Genomic DNA, 19,111 nt, shown 5'->3' on the forward strand with positions numbered 1-19,111 from the left:
CTCTCCTTAATCAATTCTTCTGGGCTTGAGGTGTGTATGGTAAACAGCGCCACGCACGCCCTCATGCGCCATGGTGGCCGTCTGCACAGTGTCAGGGTATACGCCCTCGATCACAGGCGGCAGATAGGTTCCTCTTGATGTTTCAAAGCGGCTTTCAAACAGCCGGTCTTTTCCAACAATCGGCGGATAGAAATCAGCTTCGGTAAAGCCGCCGTGGCCGATTTTGAAATCTGCCCGGCTGCTGCGGTCCTGTGAAACGGGAGGAAGCCAGCGAACCACATTTACCATCGCGCCGTGACCAATGTTCAGGTCATAGCGGTATGTGCGGTAGGTCCGCAGATACAGGCGTAGGCCAACACCGGCGGTCAGAATACGCTTGAGGGCAACTGCAATCTGATCTATCAGCGCCAGCCGTTCCTCAGAAAGCAAGCTCTGATCCACATACAGTGCGACCTTTGCAGGGTACACGTCCTGCAACTCGATATCCGAAAACTGAACACCCAGCAGCTCCCCCGCTGCCCGGATGACGGTATCGCCATCGCCGCCGGAAAGCTGTGCCAGCATCTTGACCCGGATTAAAATTCGGTAGAGGGCATCACTTGCTGCACCGCGCTGTACACCAAAGTTGGCTCCATAGCGGTCAAGGACTGCGCCCTCAGCATTTTCAAGGTCATCCCACAGCCGAACCAGTTCGGCATTTTTATGGATGACCTCAAAGCCATCTGCCAGCAGGGAAAACAGTTTTCCGATGTTCGTTTCCAGCTTACGGTTTTTTCGGACATTCTGTAGATCCCGGTGGGTATAGGGGTCTGTCAGTATGTCCAGCATCTTTTCAAGATAGCCGTATTCACGCATCGATGGTCACCATCCCATCATCCGTGACAACCTTGGAGCGGCTATCCACCGGGATGTTATCCGCCTGAAGATTTTCCGCGTCCGTACCGATCAGTACATCGAAATCCAAAACACCGGGAACCTTGTACAGCACCGCCGGAAGCCGCTGGTGATACAAAGTTTCGCCGATGCTCACCCCGCCGCTTTCGTTGTCGCCGATGTATGCGACAATAGCCGCTCTGAGCTGGTCTACTCCATCATGGGGGAAGTCCCCGCTGGTAGACAGCCCGACCACTTTCACATAGACAGGTACCGGGTGCGGCCGGTTGAAGTGAATTGCCTTTGTTGCTCCGGAAGCGGTGATAACCTCAATCACTTTCTGGCCGGTCGTCTGTATGCCGGCACCCAGTTCTTTGTAAATGATCTGCGCAATGTCGCTGTCCAGACCGCCGTAAACAACAGCTTCAATGCTGTGCGGCGGCAGGCCGTAGTCATCCACATCATCAGTATCATTTTCAAACACCTTTGCTTCCATGATGCCATCAACATTCTGGAGCAGGGCGGCACGGATGCTGTCCGCATTCACGCCGCCGGCATAGTCCACGCTGGCATAGTAGCGGTCGCGGAATTCTTCATCCGTTTCCCGTTCTCTACCGCCAGTAAACGCCGCCGGGTTTGTTACAGCCGTAATACCGGCTACCGAGCCGGGGTTTGTGATGGTGGTGATCGTATCCGCCGCCACATTACCATCCGGGCCAGTGCTTGTGCAGCGGAACGGCACCATGACCGTACCCTCTGCACCAATTTCAGTATCCGAAACAGCAAAGAACTGGATGCCGGCCGCAGTTTCAACCAGCCATCCCGCCGGTACTATGACCCCCGGCGGGCCAGTCACCATGATATAGCCGCTGGCTTTCTGGGCAGACAGCACACGTAGGCCGATGGCTCTACCGAGGTTCAGCAGCGAGGTGCCAACCGCTGTGTCCACAAAGCGGCTGTTGTAGACATCTTCCAGCACAGAGAACAGGATATTGAGTATCCATGCAAAAATGCGCAGGAACAGGCCGAGAGGGCTTCTGACGGTCAGGTTCGCCGTTGCCCCAAACAATTCCCTCGCTTTATGCTCCAGAGCATCCAGCAGTTCATTGTATGTCGGGCGGCGGAAACCAGCTGAGGTCAGGCCCCATCCGTATTCATCCACCAGTGTTCACCTCCACTCTGATTGTTTCGCCATTGTACAGGACACCCGAAAATTCCACACCGAGCGCCCGGCCATCGGCCGTCATGGAAAGAGAACTGATTTCCTGCACATACGGTTCCTGAAAAATGCTCGACCGCACAACGCTGTCCGCTTCATCCACCGCTTCACTGCGGGGCTGCTGCACAACACGTTCCCAGTCGGTTCCATGATCGGTATTGAGTGGAAATTCGCCTTTCCATGTCAGAAGATTGTTTCTGACGTTTTGCGCGATCGCTTCTGCATCCTCACGGAGCATCAGCATCCCATTGGCATCAAAGCACAAATCTCCTGTTTGAGGATCCAATGCCAGAACAGTAATGTTTGCCATTCTTCCCCTCCTCAGGGCAGCGGGGCCGACGTGTTGCCGTTCCTGCTGTCCGTGTGTTTGTGGTTGACAAGGCTTATCGTTTTGGCGATCACGTCATCCCGGACTTTAACTTTGCCCTGAACTTCCACATCGCCCTTGATTTCCACCTTGTCCTGTTTCACTGCCACATAGATCCCGCCGCCCTCGGTCGCCATCACAAGGCAGTTGTCCGGCAGTCCAGACAGCGGGTTAGATGCCGGCACAAATGCACCGATAAAAACGGCATCTTCATCAGAGTGGTTTCGTTCCGTGTTCGGCTCGCTTTCTTCTCCAGATGCCGCAATGCGGTCAATATCGTGGTCGATATAGAGCAGCACCCCAACATCCCCCGCTTTGTAGCAGGGGCGCAGGACAAAGCCGCCGCCCCGAACCAGCGCGACCGGGACAGACAAAATCTGCGGCTGGGTACGATACACGCCGGCATCCAGTGCTTTGGAAAGCGGCTGCACATCAACCCGCATGGCCGCAGGGTCAAATTTTTCCACCCGGCACAAGGCTCCAACGCGGACATTGGCCGCCTGTTCACGGCGCTCCTGATCTCTCAGGTCATATTCTCTTTTGCCGTTCATACAGGCTTCACCTCAATCGTTGTTTTCCAGTCTCCATCCGGGCATCCTGTATGCTGACCGCCTTTGATAAGGTGGTTTCCATTCAGAGTATCCGACTTTATTTTCACCACATCCGCCGGGGCCAGATGGTAGTTCAGCAGGCATTCCCGCTTATAGGTAACCTCCTGCTTTTCTTTTCCATCCTTGACGGTCGTTTGGCGGGTTGTTGTTTCGGTGCGGTCCGTGGCTTCCGCTGCCTGTAACAACCCCGACTCAGCACTGAGGACGTATCCTGTTTTCGTGCCTGTTTTGGGGTCATTGATGGTAACAATGCCGTTTCTTATGAGGAAGCGGCTCTTACAGTCAGAGGTCACAATCTCCGTCAGGACATTTTTCACCTTGCCCTTGCAGACCTTGCCGCGAGGGTATTCTTTATCCACCGCCAGCTCCATCGTTCCAACCTCAAGCCCAAAAATGTTGAGCAGGTCTTTTACAATGGCACTGGCCTTGCTCCCGGCGGTGTAGGTCTTGTTGACCTCTTTCGAGAGCCATTCTTCCAGAGCTTCAGCGGCCGCAATGGTGGTAATGACCTCTGTGCCGCTATGCTTGTCCGAAACCTGTGAAACTTTCCCGGTGAATATAGCACCTATGTCCCCCTCATATCCTGCATTGAGGATAATCGACATTCCTTTTTTGATGCTGTTGCGAGTGGCCGGAGATAGGTTGTAGGCTTCGATGGTCGCTGTTCCCAGTTTTTCGCTGTCCTCAAATGGCACCGTAAACTTGAAATAGAGATCATCCATGCCAAACCGCTTCGACCCTATTTGCAAGGTCGCTTGACGCTTCCAAAACTTCACGCTGCATTCCTTTCCCAGAGGTACAGCCGAACTTCTTTGCCGAAATTTTCAAATGTGACCTCCGAAATATCGTCGCCGGTCAGGCACAGCGGCATAATGACCGGCACCGGGAAGCGCTCATCCTCCACGCTGTTGAACAGCGGTCGGCCATATCTCACAATATCACCGTACACCAGCACTTCACCTGTGCTGGCAATCGACAGATCTACCGTAAAGAAACCGCCTACCTCATTGTAGCGGATGCTGAATGCAAACGTCCTGTCGCCCAGCTTGACGGAGAACGTATAAGGCACCTTTGACGTGTCAACATCAATATAGCTGACCTCATTTCCGAGGTCGATGAGTTTCAACCCCTCCATAGCTTCACTCCTTTACGCGGCGCTGTAGGCCCTTGTCGTGCGGCCAGACGGCCCGCTGCTGCTTGCCGCCTTGTTCGCATAGCTGTTGACATAAGAGGAATACGCGCTGGAGGAAATAGTCTGGGACACCGTTGTATGCAGACCATCGGCCGTAGTCGATTTTGTCTGCGACTTGCTGACCTTTTTTGAAGCGTTGGCATCCTGTGCGGACATCATCTGCTCACCGCTTGCCACATACTCTGCGGATACTCGGTTGATGACCTTGAGGCTTACGGTGAACTTTGAGCCGTTTTTATTGTCAGCGCTTATGTCGGATTTGAACGAGGTTATAACGCAGTCAGAGATCCGGGTGCGCCCGGTATACTCAACCACATCTTTTTCTTTCCACATTCTTTCCAGAATATCGGACTGATCTTCGTCAAGAAAAACACCCGTAATGGAAAAGACCACCGGATCATTGATAACATGGTCGTTGATGTCGGAACCCTTTTCCACCGGGTTTGACGTAACCTTGCTGCTGCGCTGGACGCTTTCCGTTACGACTACGCCGGTCTTTTCAGCGTCAAGGCGGACCGTCCCGCACTTTTCGCCTGTAATGGTGTATGCCACAAAATCACCCCCTACTGTGCATACGCTCCCTGCAGGGTGCGCTCGTGATATTCTTCCTCTTTCTTCTCCTGCCAGAAATCTTCCATCGCCTGTTTTACCCGGCGGACGATTTCTTCAGCATCGGCTTTTGTGGTTTCCCCGCCCAGCGTGATGCTGATGGTCGGAGAGAAAGTAGAATGATCCTCATAGGTTACGCTGGAACTGCTGGTAGAGTTGTTGATAATTTCATCTGTCTTGTCGGCCGGGATAATTGCGGTGCCGGACGGCAGATATGCCATTTCGCCGCCGCGCTCATTGATGTGTGTCCAGCCGCCCTCAAAATCATCTGTGCCATCAGCATTGTGCGGAATGTTCGCACTGCTGCTCAGATTGATATTGATGCCGCTGACAGCATCAGCCGCAGACAAAATTTTCTGGATAGACCCGATGATGTTTTCTGCGCCCTCGGATGCCGCCTTTTCCATGCGGTCCCAAGCATTTTCTGCATCAAGGGTCATGCTCGCATAGGCAGTCTCTGCATCCTCTGCCATCTGCCCGTAATTCTCGTTGGAGATTTCGCGGGCAGCGGTCGCTGCCTCAGAAACAGCTTCCTGCGCTTGCTGGGAAGCCTGCGACACACTGGAGGAGTACTCCGATGTGTCAACCGCCAGCGACGTTTCTGTGCCAGCAGCACCGTCCAAATTGCTGACAGCGCCGGTCAGTTCCTGCACAGCATCGGTGCTGTCCTTTGCCCCACCGAACAGGCCGGAGAACCAATCAACCACCGCACTCACGCCGCTGGTGAAAAATCCGAGCAAATCACTTACCCAGCCCACCACAACGCCGAGTGCATCGGCGATTACCCCCAGCACCGGCGAAATGTAGTCCAGCACCGGCACGACCACGCCGGACAGCACAGAACCCGCCGCTTCGATGAGCGGGGTCACCACCGGCAGGATATTTTCTACGATTTGCAGGCCGAGCCGAATTATCGGCTGTAGTGCCTGAATCACAACTTGCAAAATATCGGTCAGCGGCGGGATGATCGACCCGGCCAGCGTCGATACCAACGAGCCGAACACAGGGAGAATGTCCGTCAGGAGCGGCATAAACGCATCTGCGAGAGGGCCAACCATATCCGCCGCTGACCCAAGAGCCATACCGAGGACAGGGAGTAGATCCTCGGCCAGTTCTTGCAACACAGGCATCAGGGGCTGAACCACACGATAGTTCAGCTCATCGAAGATATCTCTTAAAGGCGGAAGCGCATTCGCCGCCAACTCGCTGATAATTCCAGCCAGCGGCGGCAAAATTTCCTGTGCCAGATCTCCGATGATGCTCAGGACTGGCCCAGCTGCATCAAACAGAGTTCCCAGCGTGGAAATCAGGGATGGAAGAATGCTCTGTGCCAGATTGGAAATGACCGGCACCGCGGCGCTCATCCCATCTGCCAGAATTCCAACAAATTCAAGTAGTGTCGGCTCCAGTTCCGGCCATTCATCCAGAAAAACGCCAACCATATCTTCCAGCGCCGGGGAAAATTTTTCTCCGGCATCGGCCATGAAGTCAGCCATTTCGCCTTTCAGCGATTTGATGGAGTTCGTCAAACCGCCGGTCTGCTCGACCGCGGCTTTCTGAATGTCGCCGCTCTGCTCCAGTATGGCATTGAGCCTGACCTGAGCCATTGCGGCATCATCCAGAGCATCAATATTGGTGCCAAGCCCAAGAGCTGCGGCGCTGTTCTTCAAGGCCGTTTTGTCGAGGACAATCCCGTACTCATTCAGAGCATCGGTGCTGCCACCGATCGCGCTCTGGATGAGCGACAGCGCTTCCGAATCGTCCATGCTGAACGCATTACCAAAGTCATACGCCAGCGAGGTTGTCATTTCAGAGAGGTTTTCGGCCGCAGCAGCCGTAATGCCTAACTCGTTATACATGGCCTTGTTGGAGACCATAAAACTCTGGACTTCGGCAGTACTCCGATGCACTGCGTCAGCGTAGTTATCCGCCCATGCGGCCGCTTCCTCGGAAAAAGAGCGGCCAAATTTCTTTGAAGTGCTTTCGGCATCAGAGAATGCGCTCACCGCCGCCGCACCAAACTGCTTGAGCAGTTCGATGCCGCTTTTTATGGCTTCAAAGCCAACAAAAGCCTTGACCGCCCCGGATATAGCTTCTTTGATTTGGTTGCCGGCATCTTCCCCGGCGGCACCCATTTCCGCAAGATGATCTCCGGCATCGTCCGCGCCGTCTGCGGTTTCATCCTCAGATTTCTTTGCCCGGCGAAGTGCGGAAACCAGCCCACTGCGGATGATTTTAATGGGGTGCTGGAATGCCTTGCTGATGTTTTTCGCATTTCGGACCATGTTGTTGGCGAAAATTTCTGCCCGTTTCTTGGTAAAATCCATCGCCCCGGTCACGCCAGTCCGAAAAGACTTCGCAATGCTCTGGCCGGCATCAAGGCCATCGGCCATCGCACCCTTGAATGCGGGACCCATGTCCTGCGCCGACTCAGCCGTTTTTTTGATCTGCGCCCGAAAGCGCCCGGCGGCACCGCCGGAGTCATCCATTTCATCACGGAAACTCTCAGCGGCGGCTTCTGCAGCCTGAGCGGCTTCTTCCACCCACTCAAGCCCCTCTGCGGTCATGTTCCAATGACCCGCCGCCTTTTGGGCCGCATTGCCTGCTTCGGATGCACTGGAAGCCATATCATCCAGCCCACCCGAAGCATCACCGACAGCCCCGGTGAAGCGCTCGGCCGCTCCCTGCCCCATCTGGCAGGCAGAAACCGCAGATGCACCCATCTGCTGTGCCCCAACTTCAACCGCCCCAATATTTTCTTCGAGGGTTTCAACCTTTTCACCGAGGTTCTCAACAGAGGTTTCAGCATCAGCAGTATCAAAACCGATACCGTATTGCAGGTTGCGCGCATCATCCATGTGGTTTCACCTCCCGATGCGCAAAATAAAAGCCGGCTCTTGAAAAGAGTTCGGCCCTCATTTTGGTTTTGCTTCTTCACGCCACTGCTCTACCCACAGGCATTTGGCCTGACGGCACTCTTGGTACTCCGCCAGATCCATTTGACGCAGTTCTGTGTAGGTCACGCCATTGCCAGACCAGACCATGCACCAAAAGCCCTTGTTGACTTTTGCTTTGTGGGCAGCGTTGGAAATGTCCAGTTCAGCTGCGAAGAAACTGCTCGATTGCAGAGATCAGCTTCTCGGCGGTCTTCAGGTCTTCGTTGTCATCGAAGTACTCCATGCCCTTTGCCTTGACCTCAGGAGGTGCCACAACGCAGTTTTTGAACATGCCGTCCATGTACTTTGCGCTCTTGCGCTTGCCGTTGCCGGTGTTGCCGCACTCATCGTTGAAGTCGTAGTACCACGAGGGCGAAACACTCTGGAGAGTGAACTTCTGCTCACCAATGGTGATTTCCTTAGTCTTAGCCATATATTTTCGGTAGCCCCTTTCAGATAAACTTTTTGGACGCTCTGGCCAGTTTGTTCCGGCCATAACTTAACGATAATTCAGAGACGGCACAAAGATACTGACCGATTCAGAACCGATCTCCTTTGCGCGAGTGATGTCAGGCGGTTTGATGACGCGGCAGCGTTCCTCTGCCACATTGACCGATGCCGAATCGTTGGCATCGACGATCATCACAGAGACTTCCTTACGCTTGAGCGCAAGGCTGCGGACATACGGCAGGCTGGACGAAGTACCCATCAGCGTAACAGTGATGGTGCCGCTCTCATTTGCATTTTCGTTGTATGCCACATCGCCCTTTACGCCGACCTGCGTAGTAACCGTGTCTTCGTTGCGGGCAATCGTGATCATAGAGTCCGAAGCAAAGCCGGTAATGATCTTGCCGTTCATCACCAAATTAACCTTTTTCGGGTCATAGGATGCAACTTCGATATTACTTGCCATGACAGCTTCCTCCTTTCTTAGCCATTCAGGGTGACGCGCAGGGTGCCGTTGACCTTGACGCTGTGAACAGCGCCCTCCAGCTGGGCACTCCACTTGATGTCGGGCATCTGGCGGTTGCGGGCCTGCTCATCGGTCGCATCTGCCCGCTTGGGGATCACAACCGTGTACACGCCGGTGTCATCCTCCGGGTCAGTTGCAATAATGTGCAGTTCCACAGCCCGGTTGAGTGCCGCGAACACGCCGGCCGCAACCAGTGCGAAGCCGTCATCCGTGTAGGCAATCTTCTTGTTGGCAATGAAAATCTCATACAGATTTTCGCGGATCTGATGGGTGATGTAGTCGGCACCCAGCACATTGTCGATGAAATTTCCATCACCGCAGATGCCGTTCTTCATGTACTCGTGTTTATACTCCGCCGTCATAAAATTGACGCGGTTCTCCTCCAGCAGGTCGCGCTCACTGTCGCGGAGGTCCGCAACGCTCACGCCGTCCGGCACTTTCCACTTCCATGTGACGCTCTCCGGCCAGAACGGACCGACACTGCCGACCCATGCTGCATCCGCCCACTCGGCCAGATTATCAGCATAGGTAACAACGCTGCGACCATACTCGTTGACATATTCCTTGTCGTTGGTCTGGCCGAAGTAGAACTTGCGGTGATCTTCCACACCGGCACCCAGCGCTGCTTCCGTGGGTTCCGTGCTTTCCGCCCACTTGCACAGGGCAGTCACGCAGACCGGGTCGGTAACGTCGGTCAGAATGAAATACCAGTCATCGTTGTGGTCGCGCAGGTCTTCGATGGCGGCAATGAGGTTTTCGGCCTTAGTGGTATCCGCCTTACCTACGGAAACCGACACGACAGCGCCGCTCAGGCCCATATCCTCGAAGCAGTCTGCATCCTTGTACAGGCTGATGCTCTCCGCATAGCCAGAAACAGCCGTGCGGGTGGTACTGGTGTAGGTCACGGTATTGTCGTCCACCGCAGCGGTGAACTTCACACCATCTTCCTCAAAGGACGTTCCTGCGAACAGCTTCGCCAGCCCGGTGCAGTCCACCGGCACTTCCTCGCCGGTCGTGATCTCCACCACAGCCTTGCCGCCGATTTTGGCATAGTAGGCGGTGCTGGCTTCCAGCGTTTCGGTCGGCATATTTTCGCCGAATGCAATTTCAATGCGGGATGCAGTGCCGCCCACATTCTGAGGATTTTCAATTCCAGCCACACGCACCTTGCGGATAAGCGTATCTGCAAGGGTGTTATCCTGATTGAACATCTTGTCTGCCATGGCCGCGACCTTTTTCCCCGGAAATGCCGCCTTGAGCTTTTCAAGGTCATTGTAGGTCGCCATGTCAGCCGCGCCCTCGGTCGAGAGCAGCAGGATGTCCAGCTTTTCCGCCGCCACGGTTTTTGCATCAAGCGCGGTAAAAACCTGAATATCTTTCATCCAATTCAGTCCTTTCCTTAAATTTTGATTTTTTCGATGGACGCGGTTTCGCGCTCATCGATGCGGGTATACCGAATCTGCACATCAAAGCCGACCCGCCGGGCGGCTTCGTCCACAAGAAGCGTTGTGCGGTCCTGTGCCTGGCCCACATCAACCACCGCCACGCCCAGTGCAAGGAAATCATCCTGCCCTGCGTGCTTAAAATAGCTGATAGCCTTATCAGCGACCGCCCACGCTTCATCTTCACCGTTCACCGCAGAGCCATTCTCCGCAGTGCGGTTCTGGCTGCAAAAGGTGAATGAGAATGTAGCCGATGGCATTTCCATCCGAGAGATTTTCACACCCTCGGCAACATCGGCAATCTCATAGTCACCCATGCCGCCGTCCGGGATATACGGTGCAGTTACCGTATAGATGCAGAACGGCGGCTCAGCTTCCGGCTGAACCTGATTTGACAGAATGACCGGGCATCCAATGTAATCCCACAGGCTTGAGATCAGACGGTTCCGCAGTTCCCTGAAATTCATTTCGGGTTGCTCTCCCCTTTCTTCTCAACCATGTAGCGCTTCATCGAATGCACAGGGCCGTGGGTCAGCTCCTGCTTGACCGTATAGATCTGGCCGTCAAACCCATCCCGGAACTGAGCGCCCACCTGCAGGGTATGCCCATTCGTATAGACTTTCTGAGCATTGAGCGTATAGCTTCCGCTGTCAATGTACTGCAAATCCTCATTGTTCAGCGGCATCACAACGCCCTGAAACGCAGTTTCGACCGTTGTTCCCGGCTTCCACTGTCCGCCCTGCTCCTTATCATAGCCGCCGCCCTCGGTATGCACCTCGTACATACTGTGCAGCAGGCTTCGCGGGATCTGCGGCCCTTTCCATTTTCTCATAAATCAGATACCCTCCACGCTGTACGAAATGCTGTTGTACAGCCGCCCGGTATCAAACAGGGGCTGATACTGGGTGCTGGTCAACTGCGTTGTGGCAGACTTTGGCGGTGACAGCTTCGTGTTGAAGTAGTCGTGGGTCATTTCGACCGCCCACCGCCCGATGTAGTCTGCCGCCTCCTGAGCCGTCCATTTTTTCAAAATGATGCCGTCCACAGCTTCTTTGCAGATATTTTCCAGCGTGGCCTTGCCGGTGTCGAAGCTCGCTCGAATGAAACTGCGTTCTGGGATGGTCACACTGTCCACCAGCATATACATCCACTCGTAGTCCTCATTCGGACGCGGGTCTTCTTCGCCGCCGCTCGGATGCTTTTTTGCATCATGTTTTTCCTGCTTCTTCCTGCCGGGGGCTTTCTGGGGATGCTTTCTGTCGCGTACCAAAAAGCCATAGCCGGGAGAAATGGGAATAAACCGCAGGTCATTGAATTTGCGGGGACTGCCAGCATTCTTTGCTTCCATATTTAACGGAATAGCCAGATGCTTGACATTCTTCGCACTGATCGTCGCTCCATATTCATGCACACCGGCAATCATCAGGATGTCGCTTCCCGCGTCTCCCAGAATACCCACATGAATACTCACGCCTTGCAGCGCTGTCAGTTCCCGCTTGATGCGCTCCATATCTGCGCGAAATCCATCTTTAAGGATTTTCATGTTACCACCGCTGATACTTTGAAATCACGGACTGCCATGTTTCGCTGATATTCTTATCGAAAGTCCAGCTCACATCGGAGATAGAGAACGCCGACAGCCCGGCGGCATCATTTTCAATGATGGCCCACTGCTGGGCGATCATGTACCAAACAATGGCTTCCAGATCTGCCGGGAGCGTGGCCGGATGGTCTTCGGTGGCATCTTTCGGCAGAATATACCCGGCCACATACTGCACCTCCAGATATTTTCTGGGGGCAATGTAGTCATAGGCCAGCCCGCCGATGTGCCCGCGGTATGTCCATCCATCTTCACGGAACAGAACCCCGATCTCTCCGGTTTCGTTGAAATCGAAGTCCGTAATGGTTTCCCCGGTGAACGTGTCCGTGATACGTTCCACACTGACAATGGGATACTGCTCTAGCGACAACTGCTGCGTTCCAGTACCACAATATCTTTGCCGGTAGGTGCTTTTCCCCAGCTTTCTTCCCAGCTGAGTTTCCAGCCACGCAGATGCCGCATTGATAAGATGCACAAGGGTTGCGTCCCGCTGTGCATCTTCTTCCTCCGGGTCGATGCCGAGCGAGGTTTTCAGGGCATCCAGAGTGGTGAGGGCATTTTCTCTCAGTGTTACGGCCAACACGACACCTCCAAATAAAAGCCCTCTGACAGGCTTTCCCCATCAGAGGGAAACTTTACTGAGCTCCCTTTTCCGGGGCTTCCTGCGAAGCCGCAGGCGGGGTTGCGGCGGTCTTCCGCTCCTTTGCATGAACTGCTTTGTTCTCAGCAGGGCGCGGGGCGGACTTGGGCGGTTTGAACATTCTCGCCATCATGCAGCCCTCCATCAGATACTTTCCTTGACCGGGCAGTTGGTGGCATCACCCAGCGCCAGCGCACCGATAGTGCCGTTGGTGGCGGTGATCTTGACGCAGGACTTGCAGCCAATCAGGTCAATGTCGAGGTTCGCCACAGCCTGAGCTTCGGCTTCGTTCTCGATGACGGCCTCGCCATCCTCATTGACCGGGTTGTCAACGAAGATGCGGCTGTCCTTGACCGGCTCATACGGACCGGCGGTGCTGTCGGCGGTTTCGACCTTGATGGTGGCCGTCTGGGATGCTTCCACAGTAACAGCCAGCACGGCGCTCTCATAGCCGGTGCGGTCAACCACATTGCCGCTGGCAAACGGCAGGACGGTGACAGTATCAAACAGTGCTCTTTTCATAGCAGTCTTCCTCCTCAGATAACCTTGATATTGTGGACGTAGGCGAAGCTCTCAACATGGCGCACGCCAATGTCATCGTACATCAGAGCACGGGTGCCGGTCAGATTTTCCTCAAAGGCGTTGTGCTGGACACCGTTCTCATCCGTCCAAGTACCGTCCAGAGTAGTGTAGGTCTCCAGACCCATCTGATCGCCGATCATCAGGTCTGCCCAGTTGCCGAAGAACATTTCGGTGCAGCCGGTCTTGCTGTCGGTCGGGATCTGGTTGGAAACCTTGTACGGCATACCAAGGAAGTTGCCAGCGTTCATCTCATCGCGGTAGATGTAGTCGCCGGTGGTGGTCTTGATGTTCTTGAGATAGCCCTCCATAAAGGAGTTGAAAGCCCAGCCCAGAGCCTGATCGTCCACGTTCTTGCTCATAACCAGCGACTTCACATAGACCGGGAAATCGGCAGTCAGCTTACCGTCTGCGGCATACTGGGCATCCATCTTCTTTGCGTCGATTTTCTCAACGCCGGGGGTGTTGGCAATGCCGGTGGGCTGGAACTCGCCGCCGGTGCCGTACAGAGCGCCCCAGTCAAGGCCGAGCTGCATACGGCGGGACAGATCAGCGGCGAACAGTTCATCGGCGCTGTACTTGGTGCTCATCAGCAGTTCGCGGGTCTGGGGCACAATGGCTTCCAGACGCTTTGCAGACAGGCGCAGGTTGCCGAATGCAGGCTGAGTGGAAGCGATCTTGCGACCCTCACCGCCCCACATAGCACGGGTGCCGGAGGTCATGCGCGGGATGTTCAGGTTGCCGTTTTCCAGCGGAATGGTGCGTGCGCCCAGCTCCTTGATGACGGTCTTGCTGTACAGCAGTTCGATGACCTCATCCAGATAGACTTCCGGGATCAGGAAGCCGCCAGCGGTCGGGTTGGTGGCAGACATGGCCTTGAACTCGTGGGCCATGGACGTATCGTTGTAGTACTTCTTGGCGTAAAACTCGGCACGTTCCGGGTCATGCCGGCCGAAGACATCCAGACACTTGATGGCGCGGGCGAGGTTCACCAGCGGGGGCACACTCTTCTGCTGCTTCTTGGCGGAAGCGGTGCCGCCCATGAACAGGCTGGAGTACTTACGCTGGGCAGGAGCGGTGCCGGACTTCACCTGACGGCGGAATGCAGCGGACTTGCGGCGCTTGGCATCATCCTCAGAAGCGGCTTCGTCGTCATCCTTTTCATCAGAGTCTGCCTCATCGTCATCCTTGCCCTCAGGATCGGCTTCATCATCGTCCATACCCTCATCTGCGGTCATGGAATCGATGATCTCAGCGGCTTCCTGAATGACTTCATCAGCCGTCAGGTCGCCGACTTCCTCACCGGCATCCTTGCGGGACTTGCGCTTTTCGTTGGCACTGTCCACGGCCTGTTCGATAATATCGGCCATGTCCTCTGCGGTAATGCCATCCAGCGCGGCGGCAGTATCACTGCCATCATCGCCGGTATCGTCCTCCTCGCCCATAGCTTCCTTGACGGCGCCCTTGATGAGGTCTTTCAGCTCATCGGTGCCCACCTTCATAGACTTGATGGCGGCTGCGGACTTCTTTCTGTTCTTCAGACGCATTGATTTTTCCTCCTGTGTCAAAAAATAATTTCTACAGTTTTCTTCGGAGCGGATTTCCGTTCCACGGACTTGTGTGCGCTTACCGGGGGATGCCCCTTGCCGTTGTCACCCTGCGCTTCCGAAATGATCTTATCCAGCAGCTTTGTGGCGGCTTTCATGGACGTACAGGCATCCTTGAGGGACTTCATGCGGGAAGCAGAAATTTTGCGTCCGGCCTTTACCTCGGTAACGATGGCCTGCGCTTCCGCTTCGATGCGGGTCGCCGCATCATCCGATTTGTGGTCCGTAATGACTGCCTGTTCGTTCATGGCCCATGTGACAACGCTGATTTCCCAGAGTTTGACTTCGCGGAGGTGGCGGATGCCGTTCTCATCGTAGTCAAACACAACCGGGTCATAGCCGATAGAGAGTTCGCACAGAACGCCGTCATGGATCAGCGTCTTCACATCCCTGCCGAGAGTGGTATCACTGATCTTGGCGCTCATAAAAAGACCTTTTGCATCCTCGCGGAGTTCGGTGGGAATGCCGATCGGCAGCAGACTATCGTTATGCCCGGACAGGATTTTCACCCGGCCGATGCCCTCGGCGATGGTCTTCGTGAAGGCACCCGGCTCAATAATGTCGCCGCCGCTGTCGATATTGGAGAACACGGCTCCATAGCCGGAGAATGTACCCTCTTTATCGTCAAAGCCCTCCAGTTCAAACTCCACGGTTTTGTACTCGGTCTTTGCGCCCTTGTGCTTTACTCCCCGTGCAAGGGAGCGTTCCCATGCGCTTTTCCCCACGCGCTGGGAATAATAAGACGGCGATACCCGCAGATTTGCAACTGCCAGCTTCGCCGTCATTGTGGGGTCATCGTGTGTAACATCGACCGTTCCTGCCTTGGTACCGTGCCGGGCAAGCTCTGTGTTCATGCCGTTCAGCAGGTCTTCCAGCTGGAATGCTTCCTTTTTGAAGTCAATGCCGATTGTCTGTGCAGCACGAGCTGCATCTTCTCGCGTGAATACCACTCTCACGCCCTCCTTTATCTGTTGTAGGTGACGTAGCACCTGCATTTGATGGTTTCGCGTGCAGGCCCCTCCGGGTCGCAGGGATACCGCAGACCATTGGAGAACCGGGCATCGATCGGCACGGTCTCTCCGTCCATCTTGACATGGTTCGGACCGCCATTGGAACCATCACGAGGGTTCTTCTGCGGGCGGTGATGCCACGTCTTCGTGGTGGCGCCGCTTTTCTGCATCATGTCATAGTGGCCGGTCTCCAGCGTCATAACGGTTTCTTGGTCTGCAATGAGCCGCGCCCTGCTCCGGGTCTGGATCTCATACTCCTGCAAAATCTCATCCGCCATCTTTTCGCGGCCAATACCAGCTTCAATGCCGTTTGCCACGATGCGGGAGATATTTTCCTTGGTGGTCTGCGTCACACGACGGACGCGCTTCCCACCGTGGAGCTTTGCCTGACTGAGCAGTTCCGGGCGGTCAACACCGCGGATATTGTAGGCCTGTTTTGCAATCCGGGTACCCTCATCATAGGTCTGCTTCCAAAGCGGCTTGAAGATTTCTTCCATTGCCGTTTCTTCGGACGGCCAGTTGACAAGGCCACCAATGAACTGCTCCACAAGATTTTTCTGCTCCTGCTCACCGAGGGCAGACCATGCGGCGCTGTCTTCCACATGGTTTTCCGTGATGTAGGGCATCAGGACATCCCACACGCTCCAGTCTGCTTTCTCAGTGCCGCTCAGAGAGCCGGAGAGCCGTTTTTGCTGTTGCCGGAAGAACTTCATCGTGGCAACTTCAAACTTCGCTCTCTGGGCTTTCTGGGCGGCCGCCAGCAGATTGCCGATGTTCTGCACACGGGATTTTTCTTCATGCTCCCGGCGGTCACTCATAGACAGCATCCCGCCGGTATCTTCATCATCCGTGACTTCGACTTCATCTGTGCTTTCCTGCATCAGGTCGGTCGTCACCTCCGCCGGGTCATCGTTGGAGCCGATGAACATATCGGAAATGGTGATCTTGAAACAGTCACCGCCGGTCTTGCAGGGTTCCATGCCCAGCAGTTCGCGTGCTTCATCCTTGGTCAAAAGCCCGGCATTCCAGCCGTCAATGCCTTTGGCCTTGTCAAACTCCTGCGAGCGCGGAACCACATCATCAAAATGCCAGACAAGATCATTGCCATAGAACGGCAAAATCTGTGTATTGATGGCTTCTTCCCTGCGGTTGAGCCGTGGCATGATGACGTTCTGGGCGTAGATGTACTGAGCCGCTTCGCTCGTGGCTCTGTTGCTGCTCTCCGTGATGCCCATGATTTCACGCGGAACACCAAAATGCTCAAGCACGGCATCCCGGAGGAACCTTCGCCCCTCCGTCATATCCATGTCGCGCATGTTCTCGGCCAGCTTTGTCACGGTCACGTTGCCGTCCACCGTGGCAATGCCGTGGGAGTTGAACGGCCCCCGGAAGCGCTCATTCCATTCAGATCTGAAACGGTCACGCTGATCCTTACTGCTTCCCGGCATCGAGATCAGCGTGGTCGGAGTGGCATCGTTGTAGAAGAACTTCTTCTGGAATTTTGCCGCGTACTCGTCCGTCTCGATCTCATCTGCAATGGACTCTGCCGCACCGAGACCTCTTTTGTAGGGGTCAAGCGGGTTCAGTTCTTTCATGCAGAAAATATCGTCCACCGGGATTTGCCGGATGAGTCCGCCGGTCGTTCTGATTTCATAGTAGGGGTAGCCCACATAGGGGGTCTGCTGCACCCAATGTGTAGGGAGCGGCCACAGCTCCACCGGACGACCGAGGGCATCAAATTCATAGACGAAGTAGCCCTCGCCCTTGAGTTCCAGATAGATCTGCTGCAACCGCCAGCACGCACCCGAAGTCATTTCATAGAGGGGGTTCGGATGCGCCATGAAATTCAAAAAGGGATGGTCCGTGATTTCCACTTCTTCCCCATTTTCATCCTTGCGGTACAGCTTACCGGCGCAGGTGGACAGGTCGGAAGCAATGCGATCCACAACCGCCAAACGCGGGTTGCGGCCAAACATTTCCAGCCAGTCCCGCGTATTGCGCTCAGGCGGCGTAGTGTACCGGGGCAGCATAACGCTGACGTTCCCGCCATTGTACTGCCGCCCAACGGCATTGCGCCGTCCGAATCCAAATACTGCCATGTTTCTGTTGTTTCCTCCTATCCGATTTCCCATGTGTAGGTGACGGGCTGATACAGGGACAGTGCCACGGCATCCGCCCGATCAGGGCTGGGCAGGCCGCGCCGCTTCATAATGTCCTTGCTCTCCAACTTCAGCTTCGGCGGTGTTCCTGCAAAAGCGTACTTTCGTGTGGAAAGTTGGGCGATCAGTTCTGTATCATTGGGCAGGTGCAGCCGCCCGCTCTGTGCCATGTCACGAACCAGTGACCACATCCATGTGGATATGTCGGCATAGTTGGCAGCGGCATCCTCCTGCGGCACGGATGCACCGAAGTTCACCGGGATAACCTCAAGCTGGTTCAGCCCTCTGGCTTCCCTTTCATGGCGCAGAATATCGGTCACGCCGCCGCCCAGACCGGTATCATCAATGATGGCATAGACCATGCCGGGGTACTGCGGGTACTTCTCCAGCAGGAAAAGATACTCAAAGATGATGTCCTCTGCCGTTGCCCACAGATCTTGTCCGTTCCGAATTTTCAGTTCCTGAACGTCAGCATCTATGTTGGGGGCAATGACAGTGCAGTCATCACCAAAGCGGGCAACGTCACAGCCGATGGAGAGTCGCACCGGGCTGTCATGCGGAAGCGGCTCATTCATGGTGGCCTTTTCCGCAATGTAGCTGGGTATGAACACATCACTGTCCGCGACCGGCGGCAGGCCATCCACACGGACGCGCACCACATTGGAATTTTTGCCGTACTTCTTTTCGAGGGCAGCTATGTTTTCCTTGCTGGTGCGGGGGCTGTCCCGGCTTGATACCGTCATGCAGTACCAGTCCATGCCGTCCCCTTGGAAGCTCTCAGCAAAGCCGCCGGTCGCCTTTGTGGGGTTCCCGCAGTAGAGAAGCCTGTTGTTGGCACCGGTCAGGGTGCCGCCGATGGCATCAAGGATGGGGTCAGCAACACCGGATGCTTCGTCCACCACGAAAAGCATATTGTCTTCGTGGAAGCCCTGCAGGGACTCAGGCTTTGTGGCTGTACGCGGGACGGCAAACCAGCGGCGGTCATAGCCGTTCATGTACACGCGGGTCTTCGTCCATGTGAACATCATTTGAAGCACCGGGCTTGCGTCCAGCCACTTTGCCATTTCTGCCCACAGGACGTTATCCAGCTGTTGCATCGTGGGGGCGGTGCAGACGATGCGCGGGTAGGAAAAACAGGCAATGAACCACCACATAAGATTGGCTTCCAATGCCGTTTTGCCCACGCCCTGCCCGGAACGGATGGCAACACGCCGATGCTGTGATACCGCCACAGCCGCCTCCCGCTGCCATGGATCCGGCTCAAAGTGAGTCACTTCCTTGAAAAAAAGGAGCG

General features: G+C 55.2%; 20 protein-coding genes. All 20 read right to left on the reverse strand.

The features are described 5' to 3' along the window. Positions 1-6: 6 nt before the first annotated feature. Entirely contained in the window at positions 7-855 is an 849-nt protein-coding gene (locus J3353_RS07425; protein WP_207684537.1) for a hypothetical protein, read from the reverse strand. Further along, a complete protein-coding gene (locus J3353_RS07430; protein ID WP_227622871.1) occupies positions 848-2,035 on the reverse strand; it encodes a baseplate J/gp47 family protein in 1,188 nt (395 codons plus the stop codon). The genes J3353_RS07425 and J3353_RS07430 overlap by 8 nt, the downstream gene beginning before the upstream one ends. Further along, complete coding sequence (locus J3353_RS07435; RefSeq protein WP_112122016.1) at positions 2,028-2,402, reverse strand: DUF2634 domain-containing protein; 375 nt, start codon at positions 2,400-2,402, stop codon at positions 2,028-2,030. The genes J3353_RS07430 and J3353_RS07435 overlap by 8 nt, the downstream gene beginning before the upstream one ends. Positions 2,403-2,413: 11 nt before the next feature. Further along, positions 2,414-3,010: a Gp138 family membrane-puncturing spike protein gene (locus tag J3353_RS07440; RefSeq protein WP_112122015.1), complete on the reverse strand. Its 597-nt coding sequence runs from the start codon at positions 3,008-3,010 to the stop codon at positions 2,414-2,416. Next, complete coding sequence (locus J3353_RS07445) at positions 3,007-3,846, reverse strand: hypothetical protein (RefSeq protein WP_207684538.1); 840 nt, start codon at positions 3,844-3,846, stop codon at positions 3,007-3,009. The genes J3353_RS07440 and J3353_RS07445 overlap by 4 nt, the downstream gene beginning before the upstream one ends. Continuing rightward, entirely contained in the window at positions 3,843-4,205 is a 363-nt protein-coding gene (locus J3353_RS07450; RefSeq protein WP_112122013.1) for a hypothetical protein, read from the reverse strand. The genes J3353_RS07445 and J3353_RS07450 overlap by 4 nt, the downstream gene beginning before the upstream one ends. A 12-nt stretch (positions 4,206-4,217) precedes the next feature. Continuing rightward, positions 4,218-4,814, reverse strand: coding sequence for a phage baseplate protein (locus J3353_RS07455; protein ID WP_112122012.1), 597 nt, complete (start codon positions 4,812-4,814; stop codon positions 4,218-4,220). Positions 4,815-4,825: 11 nt separating this feature from the next. Then, the gene (locus tag J3353_RS07460) at positions 4,826-7,729 is read right to left on the reverse strand and encodes a hypothetical protein (protein ID WP_207684539.1); all 2,904 of its coding nucleotides are present in this window, start codon (positions 7,727-7,729) and stop codon (positions 4,826-4,828) included. 241 nt (positions 7,730-7,970) lie between these two features. Beyond that, positions 7,971-8,240 carry a hypothetical protein gene (locus J3353_RS07465; protein WP_207684540.1) on the reverse strand — a complete coding sequence of 90 codons (270 nt, stop codon included), beginning with the start codon at positions 8,238-8,240 and terminating at the stop codon, positions 7,971-7,973. 66 nt (positions 8,241-8,306) lie between these two features. After that, positions 8,307-8,720, reverse strand: a complete 414-nt coding sequence (locus J3353_RS07470) for a DUF3277 domain-containing protein (protein ID WP_207684541.1) — start codon at positions 8,718-8,720, stop codon at positions 8,307-8,309. A 17-nt stretch (positions 8,721-8,737) separates the two neighbouring features. Next, the gene (locus J3353_RS07475) at positions 8,738-10,162 is read right to left on the reverse strand and encodes a DUF3383 family protein (RefSeq protein ID WP_207684542.1); all 1,425 of its coding nucleotides are present in this window, start codon (positions 10,160-10,162) and stop codon (positions 8,738-8,740) included. A gap of 17 nt (positions 10,163-10,179) precedes the next feature. Further along, positions 10,180-10,689, reverse strand: a complete 510-nt coding sequence (locus J3353_RS07480; protein WP_112122007.1) for a hypothetical protein — start codon at positions 10,687-10,689, stop codon at positions 10,180-10,182. Then, the gene (locus J3353_RS07485) at positions 10,686-11,054 is read right to left on the reverse strand and encodes a hypothetical protein (protein WP_112122006.1); all 369 of its coding nucleotides are present in this window, start codon (positions 11,052-11,054) and stop codon (positions 10,686-10,688) included. Before J3353_RS07485 ends, J3353_RS07480 begins: the two co-directional genes overlap by 4 nt. 3 nt (positions 11,055-11,057) lie before the next feature. After that, entirely contained in the window at positions 11,058-11,765 is a 708-nt protein-coding gene (locus tag J3353_RS07490) for a hypothetical protein (RefSeq protein WP_207684543.1), read from the reverse strand. Position 11,766: 1 nt separating this feature from the next. Further along, positions 11,767-12,402 carry a head-tail connector protein gene (locus tag J3353_RS07495; RefSeq protein WP_242700892.1) on the reverse strand — a complete coding sequence of 212 codons (636 nt, stop codon included), beginning with the start codon at positions 12,400-12,402 and terminating at the stop codon, positions 11,767-11,769. A gap of 204 nt (positions 12,403-12,606) precedes the next feature. Further along, positions 12,607-12,984: a hypothetical protein gene (locus tag J3353_RS07500; protein WP_207684544.1), complete on the reverse strand. Its 378-nt coding sequence runs from the start codon at positions 12,982-12,984 to the stop codon at positions 12,607-12,609. A 14-nt stretch (positions 12,985-12,998) separates the two neighbouring features. Beyond that, positions 12,999-14,588, reverse strand: a complete 1,590-nt coding sequence (locus J3353_RS07505; protein WP_242700893.1) for a phage major capsid protein — start codon at positions 14,586-14,588, stop codon at positions 12,999-13,001. Between the two features lie 17 nt (positions 14,589-14,605). Beyond that, entirely contained in the window at positions 14,606-15,598 is a 993-nt protein-coding gene (locus tag J3353_RS07510; protein WP_370569181.1) for an HK97 family phage prohead protease, read from the reverse strand. Positions 15,599-15,612: 14 nt separating this feature from the next. After that, entirely contained in the window at positions 15,613-17,757 is a 2,145-nt protein-coding gene (locus J3353_RS07515) for a phage portal protein (protein ID WP_242700895.1), read from the reverse strand. Between the two features lie 17 nt (positions 17,758-17,774). Continuing rightward, on the reverse strand, positions 17,775-19,049 hold the full coding sequence (locus J3353_RS07520) for a DEAD/DEAH box helicase family protein (protein WP_242983645.1): 1,275 nt from the start codon (positions 19,047-19,049) through the stop codon (positions 17,775-17,777). Between the last annotated feature and the right edge of the window lie 62 nt (positions 19,050-19,111).

The organism is Faecalibacterium sp. Marseille-Q4137 (genome assembly GCF_017377535.1).
In the GTDB taxonomy this organism is placed as follows: domain Bacteria; phylum Bacillota; class Clostridia; order Oscillospirales; family Ruminococcaceae; genus Faecalibacterium; species Faecalibacterium duncaniae.